Annotated in this window: 19 protein-coding genes; 4 read left to right on the top strand and 15 right to left on the bottom strand. The window is 71.0% G+C overall.

The features are described from left to right. Positions 1-161 precede the first annotated feature (161 nt). Complete coding sequence (locus ACZLMO_RS13835) at positions 162-677, top strand: aminoacyl-tRNA deacylase (RefSeq protein WP_425713081.1); 516 nt, start codon at positions 162-164, stop codon at positions 675-677. A 240-nt stretch (positions 678-917) separates the two neighbouring features. On the opposite strand, the gene ACZLMO_RS13830 is transcribed toward ACZLMO_RS13835, so the two are convergent. Beyond that, the gene (locus ACZLMO_RS13830; protein WP_425713082.1) at positions 918-2,303 is read right to left on the bottom strand and encodes an NAD(P)/FAD-dependent oxidoreductase; all 1,386 of its coding nucleotides are present in this window, start codon (positions 2,301-2,303) and stop codon (positions 918-920) included. Positions 2,304-2,414: 111 nt separating this feature from the next. Between ACZLMO_RS13830 and pheS the strand changes: the two genes are divergently transcribed. Further along, on the top strand, positions 2,415-3,509 hold the full coding sequence (gene pheS / locus ACZLMO_RS13825; protein ID WP_425713083.1) for a phenylalanine--tRNA ligase subunit alpha: 1,095 nt from the start codon (positions 2,415-2,417) through the stop codon (positions 3,507-3,509). Between the two features lies 1 nt (position 3,510). Beyond that, positions 3,511-6,315 carry a phenylalanine--tRNA ligase subunit beta gene (locus ACZLMO_RS13820; RefSeq protein ID WP_425713084.1) on the top strand — a complete coding sequence of 935 codons (2,805 nt, stop codon included), beginning with the start codon at positions 3,511-3,513 and terminating at the stop codon, positions 6,313-6,315. Positions 6,316-6,404: 89 nt separating this feature from the next. On the opposite strand, the gene ACZLMO_RS13815 is transcribed toward ACZLMO_RS13820, so the two are convergent. From ACZLMO_RS13815 to ACZLMO_RS13805, 3 genes are read right to left on the bottom strand one after another with little or no spacing between them, the layout of a single operon-like run. Further along, complete coding sequence (locus ACZLMO_RS13815; RefSeq protein WP_425713085.1) at positions 6,405-7,445, bottom strand: hypothetical protein; 1,041 nt, start codon at positions 7,443-7,445, stop codon at positions 6,405-6,407. 1 nt (position 7,446) lies between these two features. Then, complete coding sequence (locus ACZLMO_RS13810; RefSeq protein WP_425713086.1) at positions 7,447-7,722, bottom strand: hypothetical protein; 276 nt, start codon at positions 7,720-7,722, stop codon at positions 7,447-7,449. Beyond that, positions 7,719-8,108: a hypothetical protein gene (locus ACZLMO_RS13805; protein WP_425713087.1), complete on the bottom strand. Its 390-nt coding sequence runs from the start codon at positions 8,106-8,108 to the stop codon at positions 7,719-7,721. Before ACZLMO_RS13805 ends, ACZLMO_RS13810 begins: the two co-directional genes overlap by 4 nt. A gap of 229 nt (positions 8,109-8,337) precedes the next feature. On the opposite strand from ACZLMO_RS13805, the gene ACZLMO_RS13800 reads away from it, so the two are divergent. Further along, positions 8,338-8,838 carry a flavodoxin domain-containing protein gene (locus ACZLMO_RS13800; protein ID WP_425713088.1) on the top strand — a complete coding sequence of 167 codons (501 nt, stop codon included), beginning with the start codon at positions 8,338-8,340 and terminating at the stop codon, positions 8,836-8,838. A 33-nt stretch (positions 8,839-8,871) separates the two neighbouring features. Here the strand turns inward: ACZLMO_RS13800 and ACZLMO_RS13795 are convergent, their stop codons facing one another. From ACZLMO_RS13795 to istA, 11 genes are all read right to left on the bottom strand, one after another. Then, positions 8,872-9,711, bottom strand: coding sequence for a hypothetical protein (locus ACZLMO_RS13795; RefSeq protein WP_425713089.1), 840 nt, complete (start codon positions 9,709-9,711; stop codon positions 8,872-8,874). A gap of 4 nt (positions 9,712-9,715) precedes the next feature. Then, positions 9,716-10,735 carry a hypothetical protein gene (locus ACZLMO_RS13790; protein WP_425713090.1) on the bottom strand — a complete coding sequence of 340 codons (1,020 nt, stop codon included), beginning with the start codon at positions 10,733-10,735 and terminating at the stop codon, positions 9,716-9,718. Further along, on the bottom strand, positions 10,735-11,016 hold the full coding sequence (locus tag ACZLMO_RS13785; protein WP_425713091.1) for a hypothetical protein: 282 nt from the start codon (positions 11,014-11,016) through the stop codon (positions 10,735-10,737). Before ACZLMO_RS13785 ends, ACZLMO_RS13790 begins: the two co-directional genes overlap by 1 nt. After that, positions 11,009-11,302 (bottom strand): SseB family protein, encoded by a 294-nt coding sequence (locus ACZLMO_RS13780; RefSeq protein ID WP_463654084.1) that lies wholly within the window; start codon positions 11,300-11,302, stop codon positions 11,009-11,011. The genes ACZLMO_RS13785 and ACZLMO_RS13780 overlap by 8 nt, the downstream gene beginning before the upstream one ends. Before the next feature lie 377 nt (positions 11,303-11,679). Further along, positions 11,680-12,663, bottom strand: a complete 984-nt coding sequence (locus tag ACZLMO_RS13775) for a quinone oxidoreductase family protein (RefSeq protein WP_425713093.1) — start codon at positions 12,661-12,663, stop codon at positions 11,680-11,682. Positions 12,664-12,810: 147 nt separating this feature from the next. Further along, on the bottom strand, positions 12,811-13,722 hold the full coding sequence (locus ACZLMO_RS13770) for a hypothetical protein (protein ID WP_463654083.1): 912 nt from the start codon (positions 13,720-13,722) through the stop codon (positions 12,811-12,813). A 128-nt stretch (positions 13,723-13,850) separates the two neighbouring features. Further along, positions 13,851-14,132 carry a hypothetical protein gene (locus tag ACZLMO_RS13765; RefSeq protein WP_425713095.1) on the bottom strand — a complete coding sequence of 94 codons (282 nt, stop codon included), beginning with the start codon at positions 14,130-14,132 and terminating at the stop codon, positions 13,851-13,853. Continuing rightward, on the bottom strand, positions 14,129-14,575 hold the full coding sequence (locus ACZLMO_RS13760; RefSeq protein WP_425713096.1) for an SAV_915 family protein: 447 nt from the start codon (positions 14,573-14,575) through the stop codon (positions 14,129-14,131). Before ACZLMO_RS13760 ends, ACZLMO_RS13765 begins: the two co-directional genes overlap by 4 nt. 122 nt (positions 14,576-14,697) lie before the next feature. After that, positions 14,698-15,720 (bottom strand): hypothetical protein, encoded by a 1,023-nt coding sequence (locus ACZLMO_RS13755; RefSeq protein WP_463654082.1) that lies wholly within the window; start codon positions 15,718-15,720, stop codon positions 14,698-14,700. A gap of 513 nt (positions 15,721-16,233) precedes the next feature. Beyond that, positions 16,234-17,019, bottom strand: a complete 786-nt coding sequence (istB, locus tag ACZLMO_RS13750) for an IS21-like element helper ATPase IstB (protein ID WP_463654080.1) — start codon at positions 17,017-17,019, stop codon at positions 16,234-16,236. Beyond that, on the bottom strand, positions 17,016-18,539 hold the full coding sequence (gene istA / locus ACZLMO_RS13745) for an IS21 family transposase (protein WP_463654081.1): 1,524 nt from the start codon (positions 18,537-18,539) through the stop codon (positions 17,016-17,018). The genes istB and istA overlap by 4 nt, the downstream gene beginning before the upstream one ends. Positions 18,540-18,753 lie beyond the last annotated feature (214 nt).

Below are 18,753 nucleotides of genomic sequence, written 5' to 3'. Positions count from 1 at the left end.
CACCTGACTTCACGAAATCTGTGGATAGATGGACAGCACGGCGCAATGTGGACTCGCGTGAGCGGCCGATCGGCGAGTGGGCATGGACTGCTGGGCCCGGAGGGGGCCCGGACCGCGGGGCCCGGAGGGGGCATGGACTGCCGGGCCCGTACGCTCGCCCCATGACCGACGAGCACGCGGAGACCACGCCCGGCACCCCCAACACCCGCGACGCCGACCACCCCACCACCCCCGCGATCGAGGCCGTCCGCGCCTCAGGCATCGCGCACGAGGTCACGCGTCACGGCCGGGTCTCGTCGCTCGAGGAGGCGGCGGCCGCGCGCGGCGTCGAGCCCCGCGACCTCGTGAAGTCGATGGTCGTCCGCATCGACGACGAGCACTACGTCTTCGCCCTCGTCCCCGGCGACCGCCAGATCTCGTGGCCCAAGCTCCGCGCGCTCCTCGGCGTCTCCCGCCTCTCCATGCCCGACGCCGACCGCGCCCGCGAGGTCACCGGCTACGAGCGCGGCACCATCACGCCCTTCGGCTCGACCACCGCCTGGCCCGTCTACGTCGACGAGTCCGTCGCCGGCCGCCGGATCTCGATCGGCGGGGGAGCGCCCGGGGTCGGGATCACTGCGCAGGCCGACGACGTCGTCTCCGCCGTGGGCGCCACCCTCGCCGACATCTCGGAGTAGCGGTGGCGCCGGGGTGCCACACGATCACCCCGCACGACGACGAACGGCGGACGCGACGAGGGGCCGGCAGTCTCCCTGCCGGCCCCTCGTCCTGCTGTCACCCGCGCGACGGCGCGACCGCACGTGACCCCGCGCCGCCACGACCGCACGTGACACCGCGCGGCCACGCCACCGCGTCGTTCGTCGTCGTGCGCGGTTCTTCCGCCCCGCCACGTCCCGCCGGCACCTTCCGGCAATGGCCTACTTCCCGGGAGCCGCCTTGACCTCGGGCTTCCCGCCGGACACGTGCGTGCGGGGGAAGCGGGCCTCGGGCGGCGCGTCGCCGACGATGATGTTGTGCCCGCCGCGCCACGTGAGGTAGCGCGAGCCGAGGTTGACCATCGTGGCCACGCGGTTGCGCTGGCCGAGCAGCGAGATGAGGTGCACGCCCGTCCAGATCGTCCACGCGGGGAACCCGGTGAGGTTGGGCAGGCCGCGTACCTCGGCGACCGCGGAGCTGCGGCCGATCGTCGCGAGGATCCCCTGGTCGTCGTACTGGAAGGGCAGCGCCCGGCGCGCGGGACGGTGGTCGCGCGCGGCACCGGTCTCCTCGGCGATGACGGCGCCCACGTACTCGCCGCCCTGGATCGCGGGCTGCGCGAGCTGGGGGAGGCCGGCCGGGCTCACGGCGGCGTCGCCCACGGCGTAGATGTCCTCGACGCCGACGACCTTGAGGTACTCGTCCGTCTCGAACCGGCCGCCCTTGCCCTGCGGCAGGCCCCAGTCGCCGACCTGCTTGTAGGCCGTCACACCGCCCGCCCAGATGACGACCATCGCCGGCAGGAAGGTGCCGTCGGCGAGCTCGACGCCGTCCGACCGCACCTCCTTGACGCCGCTGCCGAGCCGCAGGTCCACGCCGCGCTCGCGCAGGGCCTCCGCGGTGTACCGCTGGCTGTGCTCGGAGAACGGCATGAGCAGGTTCGGCGCCATGTCGACCAGCGTCACGTGCATCCGCGACTTGTCGATGTCCGGGTAGGCGATGGGGAAGTCCTTGTTGCGCAGCTCCGCGAGCGCGCCGGCCGTCTCGACGCCGGTCGCGCCACCTCCGACGACGACGACGCGCACGTCGCCCGGGTCCGGGTGCTGAGCGGCGGCCTCGAGGCGCGCGAAGAGGGTGTCACGCAGGCGGATCGCCTGGCTGCGCGTGTAGAGGGGGTAGGCGAGCTCGTCGGCGCCGGGCGTGCCGAAGAAGTTCGCGGTCACGCCGACGGCGAGGACCAGCCGGTCGTAGCGCATCCGCCGACCGTCGGCGAGCTGCACGCGGTGCGCGTCGGCGTCGACCCCCGTGATCTCCCCGCGCACGACGCGCAGGTTCTTCTGCTTCCCGCGCGCCGAGCGGAGGAAGTAGGAGATGTCGCCGGGGTTCAGCGTCGCCGTGGCCACCTGGTAGAGCAGCGGCTGGAACGTGTTGTAGAGGTTCTTGTCGACGAGCGTGACGTCGACCTCCGCGTTCTTGAGCGCGCGGGCGGCGGCGAGTCCGCCGAAGCCGCCGCCGACGATGACGACGTGCTCGCGCACGCCACGGCGGTTGGGGCTGGGCTCGAGCCGCTTGAGGCCAGGGACGTCGGACTCGGTCGAATCGGTCATGTCTCAACCGTAGAACTGCCGTGGCGATCACGGCGAGTGGGAATGGCCACCAACCGCAGTCTCGGCGGACGGGGGCGGGGCGCGACGCCGACCTCGGTAGGATCGGGCACCGTGCCCACCGACGACCCGCAGCCCCTGAGCCCGCTCGACGAGGCCGGCGTCTCCGCCGCCGTCACCGCCGCGACCGAGGCGTTCGCGGCGGCCACGTCGCTCGAGGACCTCAAGGCGGCGCGACTCGCGCACGTCGGGGACGCCTCGCCGATCTCGGGCGCCAACCAGCAGATCCGCCACCTCGACAAGGCGGACAAGCCGGCCGCCGGCAAGATTCTTGGCCAGGCCAAGGGCCGCATCCAGCAGGCGCTCGCCGCCCGCGAGGCCGAGCTCAAGGCCGCCGAGGCCGAGCGCGTCCTGCGCGAGGAGACCGTCGACGTCACCGTCCGGCGCCCGCGCGCGACCGGCGCCCGCCACCCGCTGACCGGGCTCATCGACGACGTCTCCGACCACTTCTCCTCGCTCGGCTGGCGGATCGCCGAGGGCCCCGAGCTCGAGCACGAGTGGTTCAACTTCGACGCCCTCAACTTCGGGGTCGACCACCCGGCGCGGCAGATGCAGGACACGTTCTACGTCGGCGAGGTCACCGACCCGTCCGGCGCCGCGATCGAGGGCGCCGCCGAGGGCCTCGTCATGCGCACCCACACCTCGCCGGTCCAGGCCCGCGAGCTCCTCGACGGCGAGCCCCCGATCTACATCGCCTGCCCCGGCAAGGTCTTCCGCACCGACGCCCTCGACGCCACGCACACCCCGGTGTTCCACCAGGTCGAGGGCCTCGCCGTCGACGAGGGCCTGACGATGGCGCACCTCAAGGGCACGCTCGACCACTTCGCCCGCGCGATGTTCGGCCCCGAGGCCCGCACGCGCCTGCGCCCGAGCTTCTTCCCGTTCACTGAGCCCAGCGCCGAGATGGACCTGTGGTTCCCGCAGAAGAAGGGCGGCGCCGGCTGGATCGAGTGGGGCGGCTGCGGGATGGTCAACCCCGCCGTGCTCCGCGCGGTCGGCATCGACCCGGACCGCTACACGGGCTTCGCGTTCGGCGTCGGCGTCGAGCGCGCGCTCATGCTGCGCCACGGCATCGCGGACATGCACGACATCGTCGAGGGCGACGTCCGCTTCACCCAGCAGTTCGGCACCACCGGAAGGGGCAACTGACATGCCGTACGTCCCGATCACCTGGCTCGCCGAGCACACGGTCGTCCCCGCCGGCACCACCGCCGAGCGCCTCGCCGAGGACCTCGTCCGCGTCGGACTGGAGGAGGAGGGGATCGCGCCGGCGCCGGTGACGGGTCCCCTCGTCGTCGGGCGCGTGCTCTCCCGCGAGGAGGAGACGCACGGCAACGGCAAGACGATCGGCTACTGCCGCGTGGACGTGGGCGAGCTCAACGACGCCCCCGGCACCGGCGCCGAGCCCGCCGACGTCCCGTCCCGCGGCATCGTCTGCGGCGCGCCGAACGTCTACGCCGGCCAGCTCGTCGTCGTCGCGCTCCCGGGCGCCGTCCTGCCGGGCGACTTCCGGATCTCGCCGCGAACGACCTACGGCCACACCTCCGACGGCATGATCTGCTCCGCCGCCGAGCTCGGCCTGTCCGACGAGCACGACGGGATCATCGACCTGTCCGACCTGCTCGGCGCCGACGCGGCCGGCGCCCTCGAGCTCGGCTCCGACCTCACCGGCGTCCTCGGCCTCGGCGAGGAGATCCTCGAGATCAACGTGACCCCGGACCGCGGGTACTGCTTCTCGATGCGCGGCGTCGCCCGCGAGTACCACCACTCGACGGGCGCGGCCTTCACCGACCCCGGCCTGCCCGAGAACCTGCCCGGCGGCGCGATCCCCGCGGCCACGCCCGGTGCCTTCGGGGTCGAGATCGTCGACGAGAACCCCATCCACGGCGTGCCCGGCGCCGACCGGTTCGTCACCCGCGTGGTCCGCGGCATCGACCCCGCGCGCCCCACCCCGCCGTGGCTCGCCGCCCGCCTCCGCGCGGCCGGGATGCGCCCGATCTCGCTGACCGTCGACGTCACCAACTACGTCATGCTCGACCTCGGCCAGCCGATCCACGCCTACGACCTCGCGCGGGTGGCGGCCCCGATCGTCGTGCGTCGCGCCCGGTCGGGGGAGCGTCTCACCACCCTCGACGACGTCGAACGAACGCTCCACCCCGAGGACCTGCTCATCACGGACTCGCCGGTGGGCGCGGGCGAGGCGGGTGCGAGTGGGCCGAGTGCGAGTGCGCCGGCCGGTGACGGTGACGCGGCCGGGGAGACCGGTGGCCGTGGCTCCCGGGTGCTCGGCCTCGCCGGCGTCATGGGCGGGCAGTCGACCGAGGTGTCCGCGTCGACGACCGACGTGCTCGTCGAGGCCGCCCACTTCGACCAGATCTCCGTGGCCCGCACCGCGCGCCGCCACCGACTCCCGTCCGAGGCCGCCAAGCGGTTCGAGCGAGGCGTCGACCCGCTGCTCGCGCCGGTGGCCGCGCAGCGCGTCGTCGACCTGCTCGTCGAGCTCGGCGGCGGCACGGCGGACGAGGTGATGGTCGGCGACGTCGGCGAGCCCGCCCTGCCCGGCGCGATCGCGTTCGACCCCGCCGAGGCCCGCCGGCTCGTGGGTGTCGACTACTCACGTGAGCGCGTCGTCGAGCTGCTCACCGCGATCGGCTGCACGGTCGGCGACACATCTGCCGAGAGTGCGGTTCAGGGCGCGGGCGGCCCGGCCGAATCCGCCGAGACTGCGGTTGGTGCAGACGGCATGACCGATTCCGTCGAGACTGCGGTTGGTGCAGACGGCGCGGCCGGCGCCGGGCGGTCCGGCACGCTTGACGTGACGCCGCCGTCGTGGCGCCCCGACCTCGTCGGCCCCGCCCACCTCGTCGAGGAGATCGCCCGCCTCGACGGCTACGACGCGATCCCGTCGATCCTGCCGTCCTCCCCGCAGGGCGGCGGACTCACCCGGGCGCAGGTGCGGCGTCGGGACGTCTCGCGCACCCTCGCCGAGGCCGGCCTCACCGAGGTGCTCACCTACCCGTTCATCGGCGACGTCCACGACCGCCTCGGGTACGCGCCCGACGACGAACGGCGCGCCGTCGTCCGCCTGAGCAACCCGCTCGCCGACGACTCCGGTGCGCTGCGCACGTCGATCCTCGACACGCTGCTCGAGGCGGCCCGCCGGAACGTCTCGCGCGCCTCCGGGGCGCTCGCCCTGCTCGAGACCGGGGTCGTCACGCGGCCCGCGGGCGTCGTGGCGGCGATCACCCCGAGCGCCGCGCAGCGCCCGTCCGACGCCGAGCTGTCCGCCCTGGCCGTCGCCGTCCCTGCCCAGCCGCGCCACGTGGCCGGCGTGCTCGGCGGCGTCCAGGTGCCCGCCGGTCCGCTCACCCCCGGGCGCTCCGCCGACTGGGCCGACGCGATCGAGCTCGCTCGCACCGCCGCCGCGGTCGTCGGCGTCGAGGTGCGGGTCGAGGCGGAGGCGATCGCCCCGTTCCACCCGGGCCGCAGCGCGCGCGTCGTGGGCGTGGGCGTCGCGGACGGTGAGGACGCCGTGCTCGGGCACGCCGGCGAGCTGCACCCGGACGTCGTCGCGGCGTTCGGCCTGCCCGCCCGCACGGCCGCGTTCGAGCTCGACCTCGACCTGCTCACGGCCGCCCCGACCGAGCCCGTGCAGGTGCGCGCGGTGTCGACGTTCCCGTCGGCGAAGGAGGACTTTGCGTTCGTCGTCGACTCGGAGGTTCCGGCCGCCGACGTCGTGTCCGCCGTGGGCGCGGCCGCCGGCGAGCTCGCCGAGGAGGTCCGCCTCTTCGACGTGTACGCGGGCGACCAGGTGGGCGAGGGGCGCGTGAGCTACGCGGTGGCCGTGCGGCTGCGCGCGCCGGACCGCACACTCACGGCCGAGGACATCGCGGGCGTGCGCGAGCGGATCGTCGCCGGGGTGGGCGAGCGCTTCGGGGCGACCCTCCGCGCCTGACGACCCCGGCCGACGCCCCGCACCTCCGCCCTTTCGTCGAGACTGCGGTTCGTCGTCGTCGAGATTGCGGTTGGTGAGTCCCTGACCCGTCAGGTGAAGAGCCGGAAGATCGGGTCCGTCACGTTGTCGACGAGGTCGTCCGCGCGGGCCTGCCAGTGCTCCGGTACCCACGCCTCGTAGGCGGGCCCGAGGATCGGCCCCACCCACGGGAGCGACTCGACGAGCACGGTCGAGTCCTCCTCGGTGGACGCCAGGTCGATCGCCGTGAGGGGGATGCCGAGGACCGGCACGGCCTTCCCCACCTTGCCCCACCCGCGCTGCTTGTTCCGCGCGTCCTCGGCCTCGCGGTCGTGCCCCTGGGCCTCGACCTCGTCGGCGTCGTAACGCGCGCGGTCCCACCGCTCGAGGCCGAGGTCGTGCGTCCGGTGACGAGCGGTCTTGGCCTTGTCCTCCCAGTCCGCCGCGTGCCGTCCGTGCCGCTCGACCTGCTGGTCGACGTAGTCCGCGAGCGCGTCTGAGGCCTTGCTGTTGCCCAGCCGCTCGACCTCGACGAGCTCGTCCAGACCGGTCGCCTCGTTCATCTCGGTGAGGACCGGGGCGAGCTGGTAGTCGATGAAGTCGAGGTACTCGACCATCTCGCCGTCGACCGCCTCGGCCAGCCGGTCGTACTCGCCGACCTTGAACTCCTCGGCCGCACGGGCCCCCATCTGGACGCCGTACTCGGCCAGCGTGTACGTCGGGTCGAGCGGGTTCCAGGCGGGGACCGCTCGTGGCGCGGGCGGCGGGTGGATGAGGAAGCCCGCCACCTCGAGCCCGATCGTCGACGCGTAGCCCCGGTAGGTCTCCATCGTCCCCTGGATGAGGCGCATCTTGGTGTTGTAGACGCGGACCTCGGTCTCGGCCTCGTTGGTGCGGTTGTAGGACTCGGTGATCACCTCCCGCAGGGCCTCGGCGTACAAGGCGTAGGCGGCGCCGGCATCGCCGTGGAAGCTCTCGTAGGCGCGGGTGACGTTGAGGTCGAGATCGACGAAGGCCTGCTCCAAGGACTGGTAGGCCTTGCGGAGCCAGTCGGCGACGTCGAGGACCTGGTCGGGGTCGCCCGGGACCTCGGTGTTGATCGCGTCGGCCATGTCAGATCGCCTGGTCGAACAGCGCCGCGGCGCCGTCGTCGTCGTTCTGGAACCGGTCCCAGACGTCCTGCAGCAGCAGCGCGACCTTGCCGTTGTGCGACGTCGACCTGCCCAGCCAGTCGGACGTGCGGGCGACGATGCCCGACACGTGCTCCGCACCCCAGCCGAAGTCGCCCTCGACCGGGTCCTCGATCGCCGCGTGGTCGTCGACGATGCCCACGTGACGATCCTTGAGCGTCGTCATCGTGGTCTCGTCGATCTCGATCTCGTCGGTCATCGCGTCTGCCTCCCGAGCACGTCGTAGCGGTCGACGGGGCGCAGACGCATCCCGCCGAGTGTCTCTCCGTCACCCTCGGGCGCGCGTCGCAGCGCCTCCAGGTCGGGGCCGGGCGCCGGGTTCGGTGCGCCGTGGTCGATCGCGGCGACCGTTGCGTGGCCGCGGGCGATGAGGTCCTCGATGACCGGGAGCGGGGTGACGCGCCAGCCGTGCTCGAGGCCGAAGACCGACTGGAGCCGGTCCAGCGCCGTATAGATGGGAACCCCCACCTGACCGCCCTCGAGCTCGAGGAGGACATAGCGGGGGTCGTTCTCGCCCGGTTGCGCGACCACGGGCACGTAGACGATCGGGGGGAGCGGGGCGGAGCCCATCACGGGGATTCTCACGGGGGTCCTTCTCGTTCGTGGGTGACTCGACCAGCGTATGCGTACGCATGTGGGCTGGCGGGGAGATCGGCGGGGAGTTCGCCCTGGTCAGGGGTGCCCGTGAGAGATGGGGCACGTCCGACGACGTCGGTCGACGTCCTGTGCGGCCATCAGCCCTTCGTCGCCCCCGACCTCACCGAAGGACGATGGTCCCTGGTGGTCGAGCGGGAGCGTCAGGCATCGTGCTGTCATGAAGATCCTCGTCGTCACCAGCTCGAAGCACGGCGCCACCGACGAGGTGGGCGACCGCATCGTCGAGGTGCTCCGCGCGGCCGGCCACCTGTCGCGGCGGGTGTCGCCGTCGTCCGCGGTATCCCTGGACGGCGTGGACGCCGTCGTCGTCGGGTCGGCCGTCTACATGACCCAGTGGATGGAGGCGATGCGGACGTTCGTCTCCGAGCGCGCCGAGGTGCTGCGCGCCCTGCCGGTGTGGGTGTTCTCCGTGGGGCTCGCCGGGGTGCCGCACGGTGAGGTGCAGGACCCGATGCGGGCCGCCCGGTTCATCACCGCGCTCGACCCCATCGACTACCGCACGTTCCGCGGCCGCCTCGACCCGAGCCTGCTCGGCCTGCGCGAGCGCAGCGTCATCCGCATGGCCGGCGGCATGGAGGGCGACTTCCGGGACTGGGCGGCGATCGAGGAGTTCGCCGGCGAGATCAGCGCCCAGCTCGCGGAGCACGCGGAGGCGTAGGGGCGGAGACGCGCGGAGCCGGTTCGCCGTTCGTCACAGGTCGACGGCGGTCCCCGCCGGGTCGGACTCGGCGAGGAGGCGGGTGGCGGCGTCGGGGGAGTCCGCGAGCGCGTGCAGGATCGACAGCAGGACGGCGGGGTCGCCGGGGTAGGCGGCCAGCGAGAACGTCTCGGTCAGCTGGGGGTCCTCGACGACGGTCGTGGCCCGCCCGCGTCCCGTGCTGCCCCGGCGCTTCCGGTCGATGGGGGCCGAGCTCGAGACCGTGACGCGCGCGCCGCGGCCGGGGACCGGCTCGATCGAGCGGATCCGCGACCACATGACGGTGCGCGTCGTCATCACGGCGTCGACGGCGAACGTCTCCGGCATCAGCGTCATCTCGGCGGCGCGCAGGCGGCCGCGGCCGAGCTCCCACGCCATCGGCAGGCCGACGAGCGTGGCGACGAACATCGGCATCGTCAGCCACGGCGGGGGCAGCACCGGGTTCGCGCCCTGAAGAAGGACGTCGACGGCGAGGAACGGCCCCGTGAGCCCCGCCGCGAGGAAGGCCGCGAACGCGAGGCGAGCGACGGACGGGTCCGCCTCCAGCCGGAGGAACCCCCCGGGCGAGCGTGCCGCGACCAGGGTGCCCGGTCGGCGTCGGGCGCGTGGTCCGACGAGCGCCGCGAGGCCGAGGAGGGCGGAGAGGGGGAGGAGGAAGACTCCGATCGTGCCGAGCAGCGAGCCGCTGCCCGGCATCGTCACAGCGGCGTACGCGAGCCCGACGGCGAGAACCCCCAGCAGTGCCTCCAGCCAGAAGCGGGTGACCGGGCGGTCCCACTCGGGCGGACGGGGAGCGGTCTCGGAGGTGCGCCGGTACGTCCGCTGCTCGTCCACCGCCTCAGGGTAATGGCGCGTCGGTGGCCCAGCGTCCCTTGTTGGTCAGCTGGTCGAGATGATCGAAGACGGTGTCGATGCGGTCGTCCGCCACCGCGCGTGCGTGCTCGGGCACGACCTGCTCGTAGAGCCACCCGCCGCCCGGAAAGATGTCGGCGAGCGCGGTGGAGTCCTCGTCGCCGTGAATGACGTCGGCCGCGACCATGACCGGGCCGATGACCCGTGACAGGGTGCGAAGGACACGCGCGCCGGGGACGGCGATGCGATTGCCGCTCCGGTACTCCTCCTGGAGAGCACGCCAGCGCTCGAGATCGGGGTCGTGCATCCGCCGCGGTTCGGGCTGCTCCGCGGCCGCCTCGAACTCCCGAGCCACCCGTTCCCATCGATTCGCCATCGCGCCGGTGGCCTCTTCGACACCGAGTCCGATGACAGTGGCGCCCAGGTCCTCGATCGCCTGCCGTTCGCGCGCCGACTGGACCGTGGGCGCCAGCTCGTCGACCGTCCATCGGACCAGCTCGGCGGTCTCGCGGTGGACGTGTTCCCGGAGACGGTTGTAGAGCGCGATCTTCTCGAGCTCGGCCCGGCGGTGCGCCATATCGTTCCGGTACTCGGCGAGGCCGCGTTCGCCGGACACGGAGACCCCGGGCACCTCGCGGGCGGCGGGTGGAGCCTCGATGGTGGCTCCGTTGACGACGAGGCCGCCCTCGCGCGCATCACGACGGCAGGCCTCGAACTTCTCCTCCAGCATGGTCAGCTTGATGCCGTAGGTGCGGACCTTGGACTCGCAGGCGGAGAGCATCGATTGTACGACCTGCTGCGACTCGCCGAGGCGCTCCGCCACGACGAAGTACGCCTGCCCGGCGTCTCCTCTGAACCTTGTGGGGGCAGTGCTCTCGGTGCCGCCACCGATGACCGCCCATCCCGTGCGGGCAGTCTCGAAGAAGACGTCATCGAGGGCCTTCAGCCAGTCGGCGAGCGCGTATACGTCTGCCGGGGTGCCCTTCACCCTGGTGTCGATACCCATCACGGCTCCCCGAGCTGGTTGAACAGCGCTGCGGCCTCGTCGTCCTCGTGCCGAAATCGTTCCCAGGCCTGGTCGAGCGCGTGGGCGAGGCCGCCGTTGGCGGTGATGGCAGCCGCGTTCAACGATGCTCCGCGAGCCGCGATCGTCGTCAGCTCTCCCATCACCCAGCCCCAGTCGCCCTCCGGCGGCAGGGGGACCTCGTTGTGCCGATCCACGGTTGTGGCGTGCCAGCGCTCGTAGTTCTTGATCGCGGCCTCGTCTACCTCGAGATCGTCACTCACGTGGGCCTCCTTCTCGGCCCTCACCGCGCGTGGCGGCACTCCGAGGCACGCCCGGGTCGACGACGACGTGGTCCGCGTGTCCCTCGTCGATGAGCCACGCGATGTCCTCACGCCACCGGACGGCCCACCCCTCCTCCTCGCCGAGAGCGAGGATGAACCGGTCGAGGGCGGTGTAGGCGGGGACACCGATGCGTCCCTCGTCGTCCTCGAGCAGCAGCACCCGAAGCCCTTCCTCGCGCTCGACCACCGGGACGTAGACGACGGGTGGGAGAGTGGCAGCGCCCATCACGGGCAGGCCTCGACGGCCGGGTGTCGACGCCGTGTCCGTGGATGCTGGCTCGACGGGATGCCCGTCGTACTCGTGGCGCATGATCGGTCCCCGTCCTCGTCGACGTCTCTGTCCGGTTGCTGCGATGTCGACGGAGGGTAGTGGCCGCCAGCTCGCGGCGGGAGGGGGCCGGCGGGGGAGTGGTGCCCGTCTCCGGACATTGCCGCGCATCCTTCCGCGCCAGCGACCGACGCGCGTGGGAGCGAAGCGAATGTCGCGTCCGGGCGTCCGGGCATCCGGGCATCCGGGATGGCGCGGATGAGCAGGGTGAATCAACCGTTGATCCGCCTCGCGCAACGGATACATAGGGGTGTCGGCGATCGTTCCGGCTCGCGTCACACGTCGAGCAGGATCTTCCCCGTCGTCGTGCCGGACTCGATCGCGTGGTGGGCGTCGGCTGCGTCCGCGAGGGGGAAGCGGTGGCCGATCCGGACGTCGAGCGTGCCCTCGGCCGCGGGCGACGCGACGGCGAGCCAGCGCCACTCGAGCTCCTCGCGCTCGGCGGTGTAGTGCACGAGCGTCGGGCGGGTGACGAACACGGAGCCGGCAGAGTTGAGCCGCTGGAGGTCGAACGGCGGGACCGGGCCGGACGCGGCGCCGAAGAGGACGAGTGTTCCGCGGGTGCGCAGCGAGGCGAGGGAGGCGTCGAAGGTGTCCTTCCCGACGCCGTCGAGCGCGACGTCGACACCCGTGCCGCCGGTCAACTCTCGGACGGCGCGCGGGAGGTCGGTCGTGAGGTCGTCGAGCTCGCGGTAGCGGATGACGTCCTGCGCTCCCGCGGTGCGGGCAAGCTCCTCCTTCCCCGGGTTCCCGACGAGGGCGATGACGCGTGCTCCGCGGGCGCTCGCGAGCTGCGTGACGAGCAGGCCGACGCCTCCTGCCGCGCCCGTAAGGAGAACGGTTGAGCCGTCGCCTACGTGCGATGCGCCGTCGAGCAGGTAGTGCGCCGTCATGCCCTGGAGGGGGAGTGCGGCGGCGACGTCGAGGTCGAGGCCGGCGGGGACTCCGAGAGCGGTAGCGGCCGGCACGAGTACCTTCTCGGCGTAGGCGCCCGGTGCGGCGGCGTACGCGACCCGGTCGCCGACCGACCAGCCCGTCACACCGGAACCGACAGCGGCGACCGTTCCCGCACTCTCGGTGCCCGGGGTGTGGGGGAGGTCGATCGGGTACTGGCCCGTCCGACGGTAGGTGTCGATGAAGTTGACGCCCACGTGGGCGACCTCGACGAGCAGCTCCCCCGCGCCCGGGACCGGGTCGGGGACCTCGGTCAGCTTGAGGACGTCGGGGGAGCCGTGCTCGGTCTGGACGATGGCGCGCATGGAGTCATGGTGCCGCACTCAGAGCTGATGGACGAGGAATGGTGCGGTGCCGAGTCAGCGGATCAATCGATCCGAGGAAGACGCTTCTCGCTTGGGAGCGACCCAACATGCGCTGCGTGACAGGCCAGCCCTGAACGACAGGCTGGATCAGTCGATGGGTTGCCGAGCCTTTCCCCCCCAGCGCCCAGGCTGCAAGTAATCGACCGCATCATCGATCGCGTCGTCTGCCCGAGCCCGGACTTGATCCGGCACTGCGTGGTCGTAGAGCGGACCGGCGGCGAGGCTCGCAACTCCACCGACCACTGGGATCATCCCGACCGTGGTCGCTACCAAACTTGTCGAGTCAGCGTCACCGAGCATCAGATCTGCCGCAGGGAGAAGCGGCCCCGTCAAGGCCTGACCGATTCCCTTGACGACTCGTCCGGTGCCTCGGGCCTGATTGACATCGGCTTGCGCTGCCCTTCGTGCGTCATCCCAGGCTTCACGGTCGTCCGGGTGCATTCGGTTGGCCGGCTGGTCGGCAGATGCTTCGATCGCGTCAGCCGTTGAATTGAGATTCTTCGCCTTCTCCAGAGCCGCCTTGCCCTGCCACCCCGGCGCAGCCCCGGTGAGCTGCTTGAAGACGATGTCGCTTGTGCCGGTTGCACCGCTGATTGCTGATGCTGCCTGGGCGAAATCGGCTTGAATCCACCGCATGAACTCCTGCTTCTCCCCGTCGACGGCGCGAAAGATGGCGTTGTACGTGCCGATGCGTGCCATATCTTCTTCTTCTGTGTCCGGGGTGTCCTCTGTGGAGCCACCCCCTCCCCTTTCGGCGCCGGACCTGTACGGCGGAACGGGGTCGGGAGTCTCAATGGTGTACCCGTTGACCTCGAGCCCGGCTCCCACCGCCTCGTTCCGGTACTCGGCGAACTTCCGTATGAGGAGATCGAGCTTGACCCCGTAGGCCTTGACAGCTTCGGTGGCCTCCTTCAGGTGGTTGTAATTATCCCACTGGGCGTTGGCCATGTTTGCCGCAATCGCGACATAGGCCTGACCGGCATCGCCGGTCCAGTGCATTTCAGCGACTGTCGACCCAGACCGTGAGTACGTTGCCGACTCGTGAAAGTCGTCCGTCACGCCTTGAAGCCAATCGCCGATCGCCGTCACTTGCGCAACGTTTCCAGGAACGTGGGTATTGATTGGCATCAGACCCCTCCAAGGGACTCGAAGTACTCGGCGGCGGCCTCATCGTTGGCGCGAAGCGTCTCCCACGCATGTTGAACAGCGGCGGACGCGCCCGCGTGCATCAAGATGACGTCAGCTGTCCACTTCGTCGCTTTGGATGAGATGGTCGTGACGTGCGTGGCACCCCACCCCCAATCGCCCTCCGGTGGAAGCGTCGTCTCGCCGTGCCGGTCTGCCTTTGTGTCGTGAGAACTGGTGATCACCCTGATCGAGTGTTCATCGACCTCAATCTGCCCACTCATCTCGGACCCCCTTCGTCGGTTGACGTTGTCGCGTAATGTGCATCGATTCCGATATCTACGGCCACGTAGGTGGCGTGCCCGGCTCGAACGATCTCCTGAACCTGAGCAGCCGACTGCAGCGCCCATCGGGCGTCGATGCCGAGCCCCGCCACGAACCTGTCATGTGAAGTAAAGACAGGGAGTGCCCGCCGCCCCTTCTCGTCGTCGGCGAGGAGAAGTCGAGAGCCCTCCTCCGCTGACTCGTCGGTCACGGGCACGTATACGAAGGGGGGTATCGGAATGACTCCGAGCACAAGGGCTTCAGTGGTTTCGCTATCACCTCTGCGCACCGGACCGTGGCCGGGTTCGGAGTCGGTAGGCGACTGCATCCGGGGGGAATCCCCCGACACCGCGCCCGCAGTCGGGCTGTCCTTCGTGATCACCCATTCGTCGTCGCTGGTCATCGTTCCCCCTCCGTCATGACCGTTGCCGTGCTGTTACCTACGAAGGTATGGGGCAGGCCAGAGCCCTGCAGGGGGAGTGGAGGGGACTTCTCTCCCGTGCTGGTCGGGGCGATGCCCGAGCCCTACGCCATCAGCTCGCGTATGGGCCGAAGACGGTGGAGCACAGTCCCGGCGAGGTGCGGCTCGAGCACCCGGATCACGTCGACCTCGCGCCGTGCCTCCTTCGACACGAACCGCACGACGACGTCGCCCGTCGCCTCGATCGCGCGTTCCCTGTCCCGCTCGTCGACGATCGTCTGCGCATTCGCCTCAGGGTCGCCGGCGCCGTACTTCACGAGGCCGTCGAACTCGATGTGCAGCCAACGGATGCTTCCGTCGGCGCGGATCTCGAGCGGGATCGACAGGTCCGTGCGATACGTCCCGCGCCGCGTGGGCACCGGCTGCTGAACCACGACGTCGCGCCGCCCCCACGTCAGCACCACCCACCTGATGTGCGACTCCCACGCCGACTCCGACCACGGCGTCGACCACGCCACGACCGCCCGCGCGCGGGCCCGCCCTCGACTACCTCTCGGCAGACGTTCGATCCGTTCCTCAAGCGCTGCTCTCACGTCAGCCGCCGCCCGCTCGGTGCGCTCGCGCTCCGTAAAGGTGGCCTTGGCGAGCACGGCAATCACATGGTCGACGACGACGAGCCCGTCCCGCGGATGCAGGAATCGCGCACAGTCCAGCGCCACCCGTTCGAGCCGCACCACCCGTATCCCCGCGACGACGGTGACGTCCTCCTCCGGCAGGGCCAGCAGGTGCCTGTGGTGGTCGAGGTCGTCCCGAGTGCTCGCCTTGGCGGCGACTACAAGGTGCGGACTCTCCTGCACCTTCCACACACGCAGCCCGTGCATGCGCGCCGCCGACGTCAGGCACAGCGCGTGCTCGGCCCGAAGGTCGCGGCTGATCGCGGTGCACAGTGCGAGGTGCAGGCTGGTCGTGCGCTGCCAGCGGTCAAGACCCGCAGGCACGACGGCGAAGCTCCCGCGCCTGAGTCGCACGATCTCTTCCCCGTCGGCGAGTGACGCCCTGGCGTTCCTGAGCATGCTCGACGGCGCGACCGTGAGGTGGACGGGCTCCTTGACCGACGACGGATCCATGCGGCGACGGTGCCCGGATCCTGCAACAGCCTGCTCGTCAGGGGCGGCAGGCTGTGGGCGAGCGTGTGAGATGGGCGGTTGTGGGGACGGCGTGCGCGGGCGGAAGTGTCGACCTCGTCGGCAGGCGGCTGCGTGGGCCTCGTCCGCAGGTTGCTGTGGAGCTGCGCAGTTGGAGAGCGGCCGTCGGAAGTGTGCCCTCGGCGGCGCTGCGGCTGGGTGACGGCCCGAGGTGCCCCGGCCTCTTCACGAGAGAAGGGAAAAGGTGGTGAGAGCAGGGGGCATGACACCTGGTCTCGCGCCGATCACCTGATCTCACGGAATGGGGGAGTGGGGATCCCCTGATCTGGCTCACTTCACCTGATCTCGCCGGATCGAGTGAGGGTGCATGTCAAGGGCCGTTGAGTTCTGCCCATAGGCGGTCAGTGTTTCGTCCCGCTGGTGGCCATCAGAACTGCCCACTGGTGGCCAGCTGGTTTGCCCGCTTGGGTGGTGATGCTGGCCACCGTGATGGGATCAGTTCAGTGGCATGACTCCCTTCCCGGCCATCGCCTGGGTCATCCGCACGGAGTCTCCGGTGGTCTGGCAGACGTGGGCGTGGTGCAGGAGCCGGTCCACGGTGGCGGTGGCCAGGGTCTTGGGCATCAGTTCGTCGAAACCGGCTGGGTGCAGGTTGGAGCTGATGGCCACGGAGCGTTTCTCGTAGGCGGCGTCCACGATCCGGTAGAGGCCCTCGGCGGCATCGTCGGCGACCGGCAGCAGCCCGATGTCATCGATGATGACCAGGTCGGCGCGCAGGATCCGGGCCACGGCCTTGGTGATGGTGTCATCGGGCCGATGAGCTCGGATCATCGCCCCGAGGTCCTCAAGGGTGAACCAGGCCACCCGTCGGCCCTCCTCGACGGCTTGCTGGCCCAGGGCCTCGAGGAAGAAGGTCTTGCCGGTGCCGGAGGGCCCGCAGACCACGAGGTTCTCCCTGCGTGAGAGCCATTCCAGGGTGCGCAGGGACTGCTGGGTGGGGGCCAGGATCGAGGAGGCCTGTTCATCCCAGGTGGTGAAGGTCTTGCCGGTGGGGAATCCGGCGGCCTTGCGCCGGGCGGCGAGCATGGACCGGGCCCGCCCGGCGGTCTCCTCCGTCAAGAGAGCCTTGAGGACTTCGGCCGGTTCCCAGCGTTGGGCCCGGGCGGTGGCCAGGACCTCGGCGGCGATCCCTCGGGCGTGGGGCATCTTCAGCTGCCGCATCAGCGCCTCGAGCTCGGCCGGCAGCGCCGGTGCGGTGGTGTTCGGGGTCGTGATGCTCATCGGGCTGCCCCCTCGGTGCTGGTGGTGCCGAGGCCGGCCCAGCCGGCGGTGCCCTGCGTCAGGGACCGTTCCTCCGTCGCGGCGTGAGTCCCGGTGCGGTGGCCGGCGGCGGTGAGCAGGGAGGACAGGTCCCCGTGGGCGAAGCGGTGGTGCACGGCGGCGACCCCGAGGGCCTTGTCGACCTGGTCGGTGCCGGTCAGCTTGGCCAGGGTGACGGCCTCGGCCATCTTCTGGCCGATCCGCGCCGTGCCGGCCGCGGCGGCCTCCACCAGCCAGGTCCTCGCCCCGGCCCCGATGCCCAGGAACTCCGCTTCCGCCGCCGAACGAGGCGTCGGGGTGTAGTCCCCGGGCACCTTGTCCGCCTGGTGGCCGGGGAAGTGCGCGTCGTCGATGGCCGGAGACCCGGGCCGGGCCAGCTGATGCCGGGCGACCTCCACCGGACCATCGGCACCGGCGTGCATGATGACCACCTGCGAGTCCGGGCCGGTGCCGTGATGGCGGACGAAGACCTCGGCCCCGAGCAGGTGCGCCGGCACCGAGTACTGGGCGTTCTCGAAGGAGACCATCGGCGTGTTCTCCGGCACCCTGCGTCCGACCCCGTAGGAGACGGTGTGCGCCGTGGCGGGGATGCGGTGCAGCGCGCCAGCCTCCTCGGCGAGCATGTCGGCCGGGCGGCGGCGGGTCACCCGGTGCTCCCGGGCGTTGACCAGGGCCATGAACGACTGACATGCCTCTTCGAGCTCGGCGAACGAGGTGTACTCGGTCCGCAGGTTGGTGTCCTTCGGAACCAGATCGGCCTTGGCCAGTTTCACCGCGTTCTCCACCCCGCCCTTGGCAGCCGGGTCCGCCGGCCGGCAGGTCAGCACCTCCACCCCGTAGTGCGCCGCGAACGCCACGGTGGCCTGGTTGCGCACCGGCACCCCGGCCACATGGGAGACCGTCACCGTCTTCTCGTTGTCCGTGAGCACATACGTCGGGGCACCCCCGATCAGCCGGAAACACCGGTCCAGGGCAGCGAACACGCTCGGAGCCGTCCTATCACGCAGGGCGATGACGATCCGAAAGCGAGACCAGGCCAGCCAGGCCACGAACAGCACCGTCTTGGCCCCGTCAATCACCGGCCCATCGCCGAAGTCGTACTGCAACCAGCCCCCGGGCTCGGTGATCCAGGGCCGGTGCACCCGCCGCCTCCCAGCCCGCCAGGCGGCCTTCACCTCCGCCACCGCCCGGCGGGTGGAACGCTCCGAGCCGGTGTAGCCCATCACGGTGAGCTTGTCGTGCACGACATCGGCGCGGATCCGCCCGGTGGAGGCCTCGACCCATTCCTCGATCTTGGGCAGCCACGCGTCGGTGACCCTCGGGCGACTGGCTCCGGCTCCAGGGGCCTGGCCGGCATCGCGGGCCTGCACCAGCCGGGCCACGGTGTGGTGGGAGCAACCGGTCAACTCGGCGGCACCCCGCAATGACCTGGTCAGGTCATAGGCACTGAGTATTCTCATGGTTTCTACGGCATCCTTCATTCAGGGCCTCTTCCTCGCTGGATTCGATTCGACACCGATATCCAACCCGGGGAAGGGGCCCCCGCCGTCTCACGACGCGGCGGGCAACGAGTAGCGCGGGCAAACCAGATGGCCAGCACCGGGCAGAGCCGGTGGCCATCACTGGGCAGTCCTTGTGGCCGTCAGCGGGTCATTCCCTGGCCACCTATGGGCAGCTTTTCATGGCCGCTGACAG

The sequence above is a fragment of the Georgenia sp. G2120 genome, from assembly GCF_055326485.1.
Note: the sequence above shows the minus strand (reverse complement) of the source record. Positions and strands in the feature narration are given on the sequence as shown.

Coding starts and splice junctions, on each gene's coding strand:
- ACZLMO_RS13810 (WP_425713086.1), bottom strand. CDS start 7,722: ATGACCGACGAGATCGAGATCGACGAGACCACGATGACGACGCTCAAG.
- ACZLMO_RS13755 (WP_463654082.1), bottom strand. CDS start 15,720: ATGGATCCGTCGTCGGTCAAGGAGCCCGTCCACCTCACGGTCGCGCCG.
- ACZLMO_RS13815 (WP_425713085.1), bottom strand. CDS start 7,445: ATGGCCGACGCGATCAACACCGAGGTCCCGGGCGACCCCGACCAGGTC.
- ACZLMO_RS13765 (WP_425713095.1), bottom strand. CDS start 14,132: ATGAGTGGGCAGATTGAGGTCGATGAACACTCGATCAGGGTGATCACC.
- ACZLMO_RS13835 (WP_425713081.1), top strand. CDS start 162: ATGACCGACGAGCACGCGGAGACCACGCCCGGCACCCCCAACACCCGC.
- ACZLMO_RS13775 (WP_425713093.1), bottom strand. CDS start 12,663: ATGCGCGCCATCGTCCAGACCGAGCACGGCTCCCCCGACGTCCTCAAG.
- istA (WP_463654081.1), bottom strand. CDS start 18,539: ATGAAGGATGCCGTAGAAACCATGAGAATACTCAGTGCCTATGACCTG.
- ACZLMO_RS13830 (WP_425713082.1), bottom strand. CDS start 2,303: ATGACCGATTCGACCGAGTCCGACGTCCCTGGCCTCAAGCGGCTCGAG.
- ACZLMO_RS13760 (WP_425713096.1), bottom strand. CDS start 14,575: ATGACCAGCGACGACGAATGGGTGATCACGAAGGACAGCCCGACTGCG.
- ACZLMO_RS13800 (WP_425713088.1), top strand. CDS start 8,338: ATGAAGATCCTCGTCGTCACCAGCTCGAAGCACGGCGCCACCGACGAG.
- ACZLMO_RS13820 (WP_425713084.1), top strand. CDS start 3,511: ATGCCGTACGTCCCGATCACCTGGCTCGCCGAGCACACGGTCGTCCCC.
- ACZLMO_RS13780 (WP_463654084.1), bottom strand. CDS start 11,302: ATGGGCGCTGCCACTCTCCCACCCGTCGTCTACGTCCCGGTGGTCGAG.
- istB (WP_463654080.1), bottom strand. CDS start 17,019: ATGAGCATCACGACCCCGAACACCACCGCACCGGCGCTGCCGGCCGAG.
- ACZLMO_RS13790 (WP_425713090.1), bottom strand. CDS start 10,735: ATGGGTATCGACACCAGGGTGAAGGGCACCCCGGCAGACGTATACGCG.
- ACZLMO_RS13770 (WP_463654083.1), bottom strand. CDS start 13,722: ATGCACTGGACCGGCGATGCCGGTCAGGCCTATGTCGCGATTGCGGCA.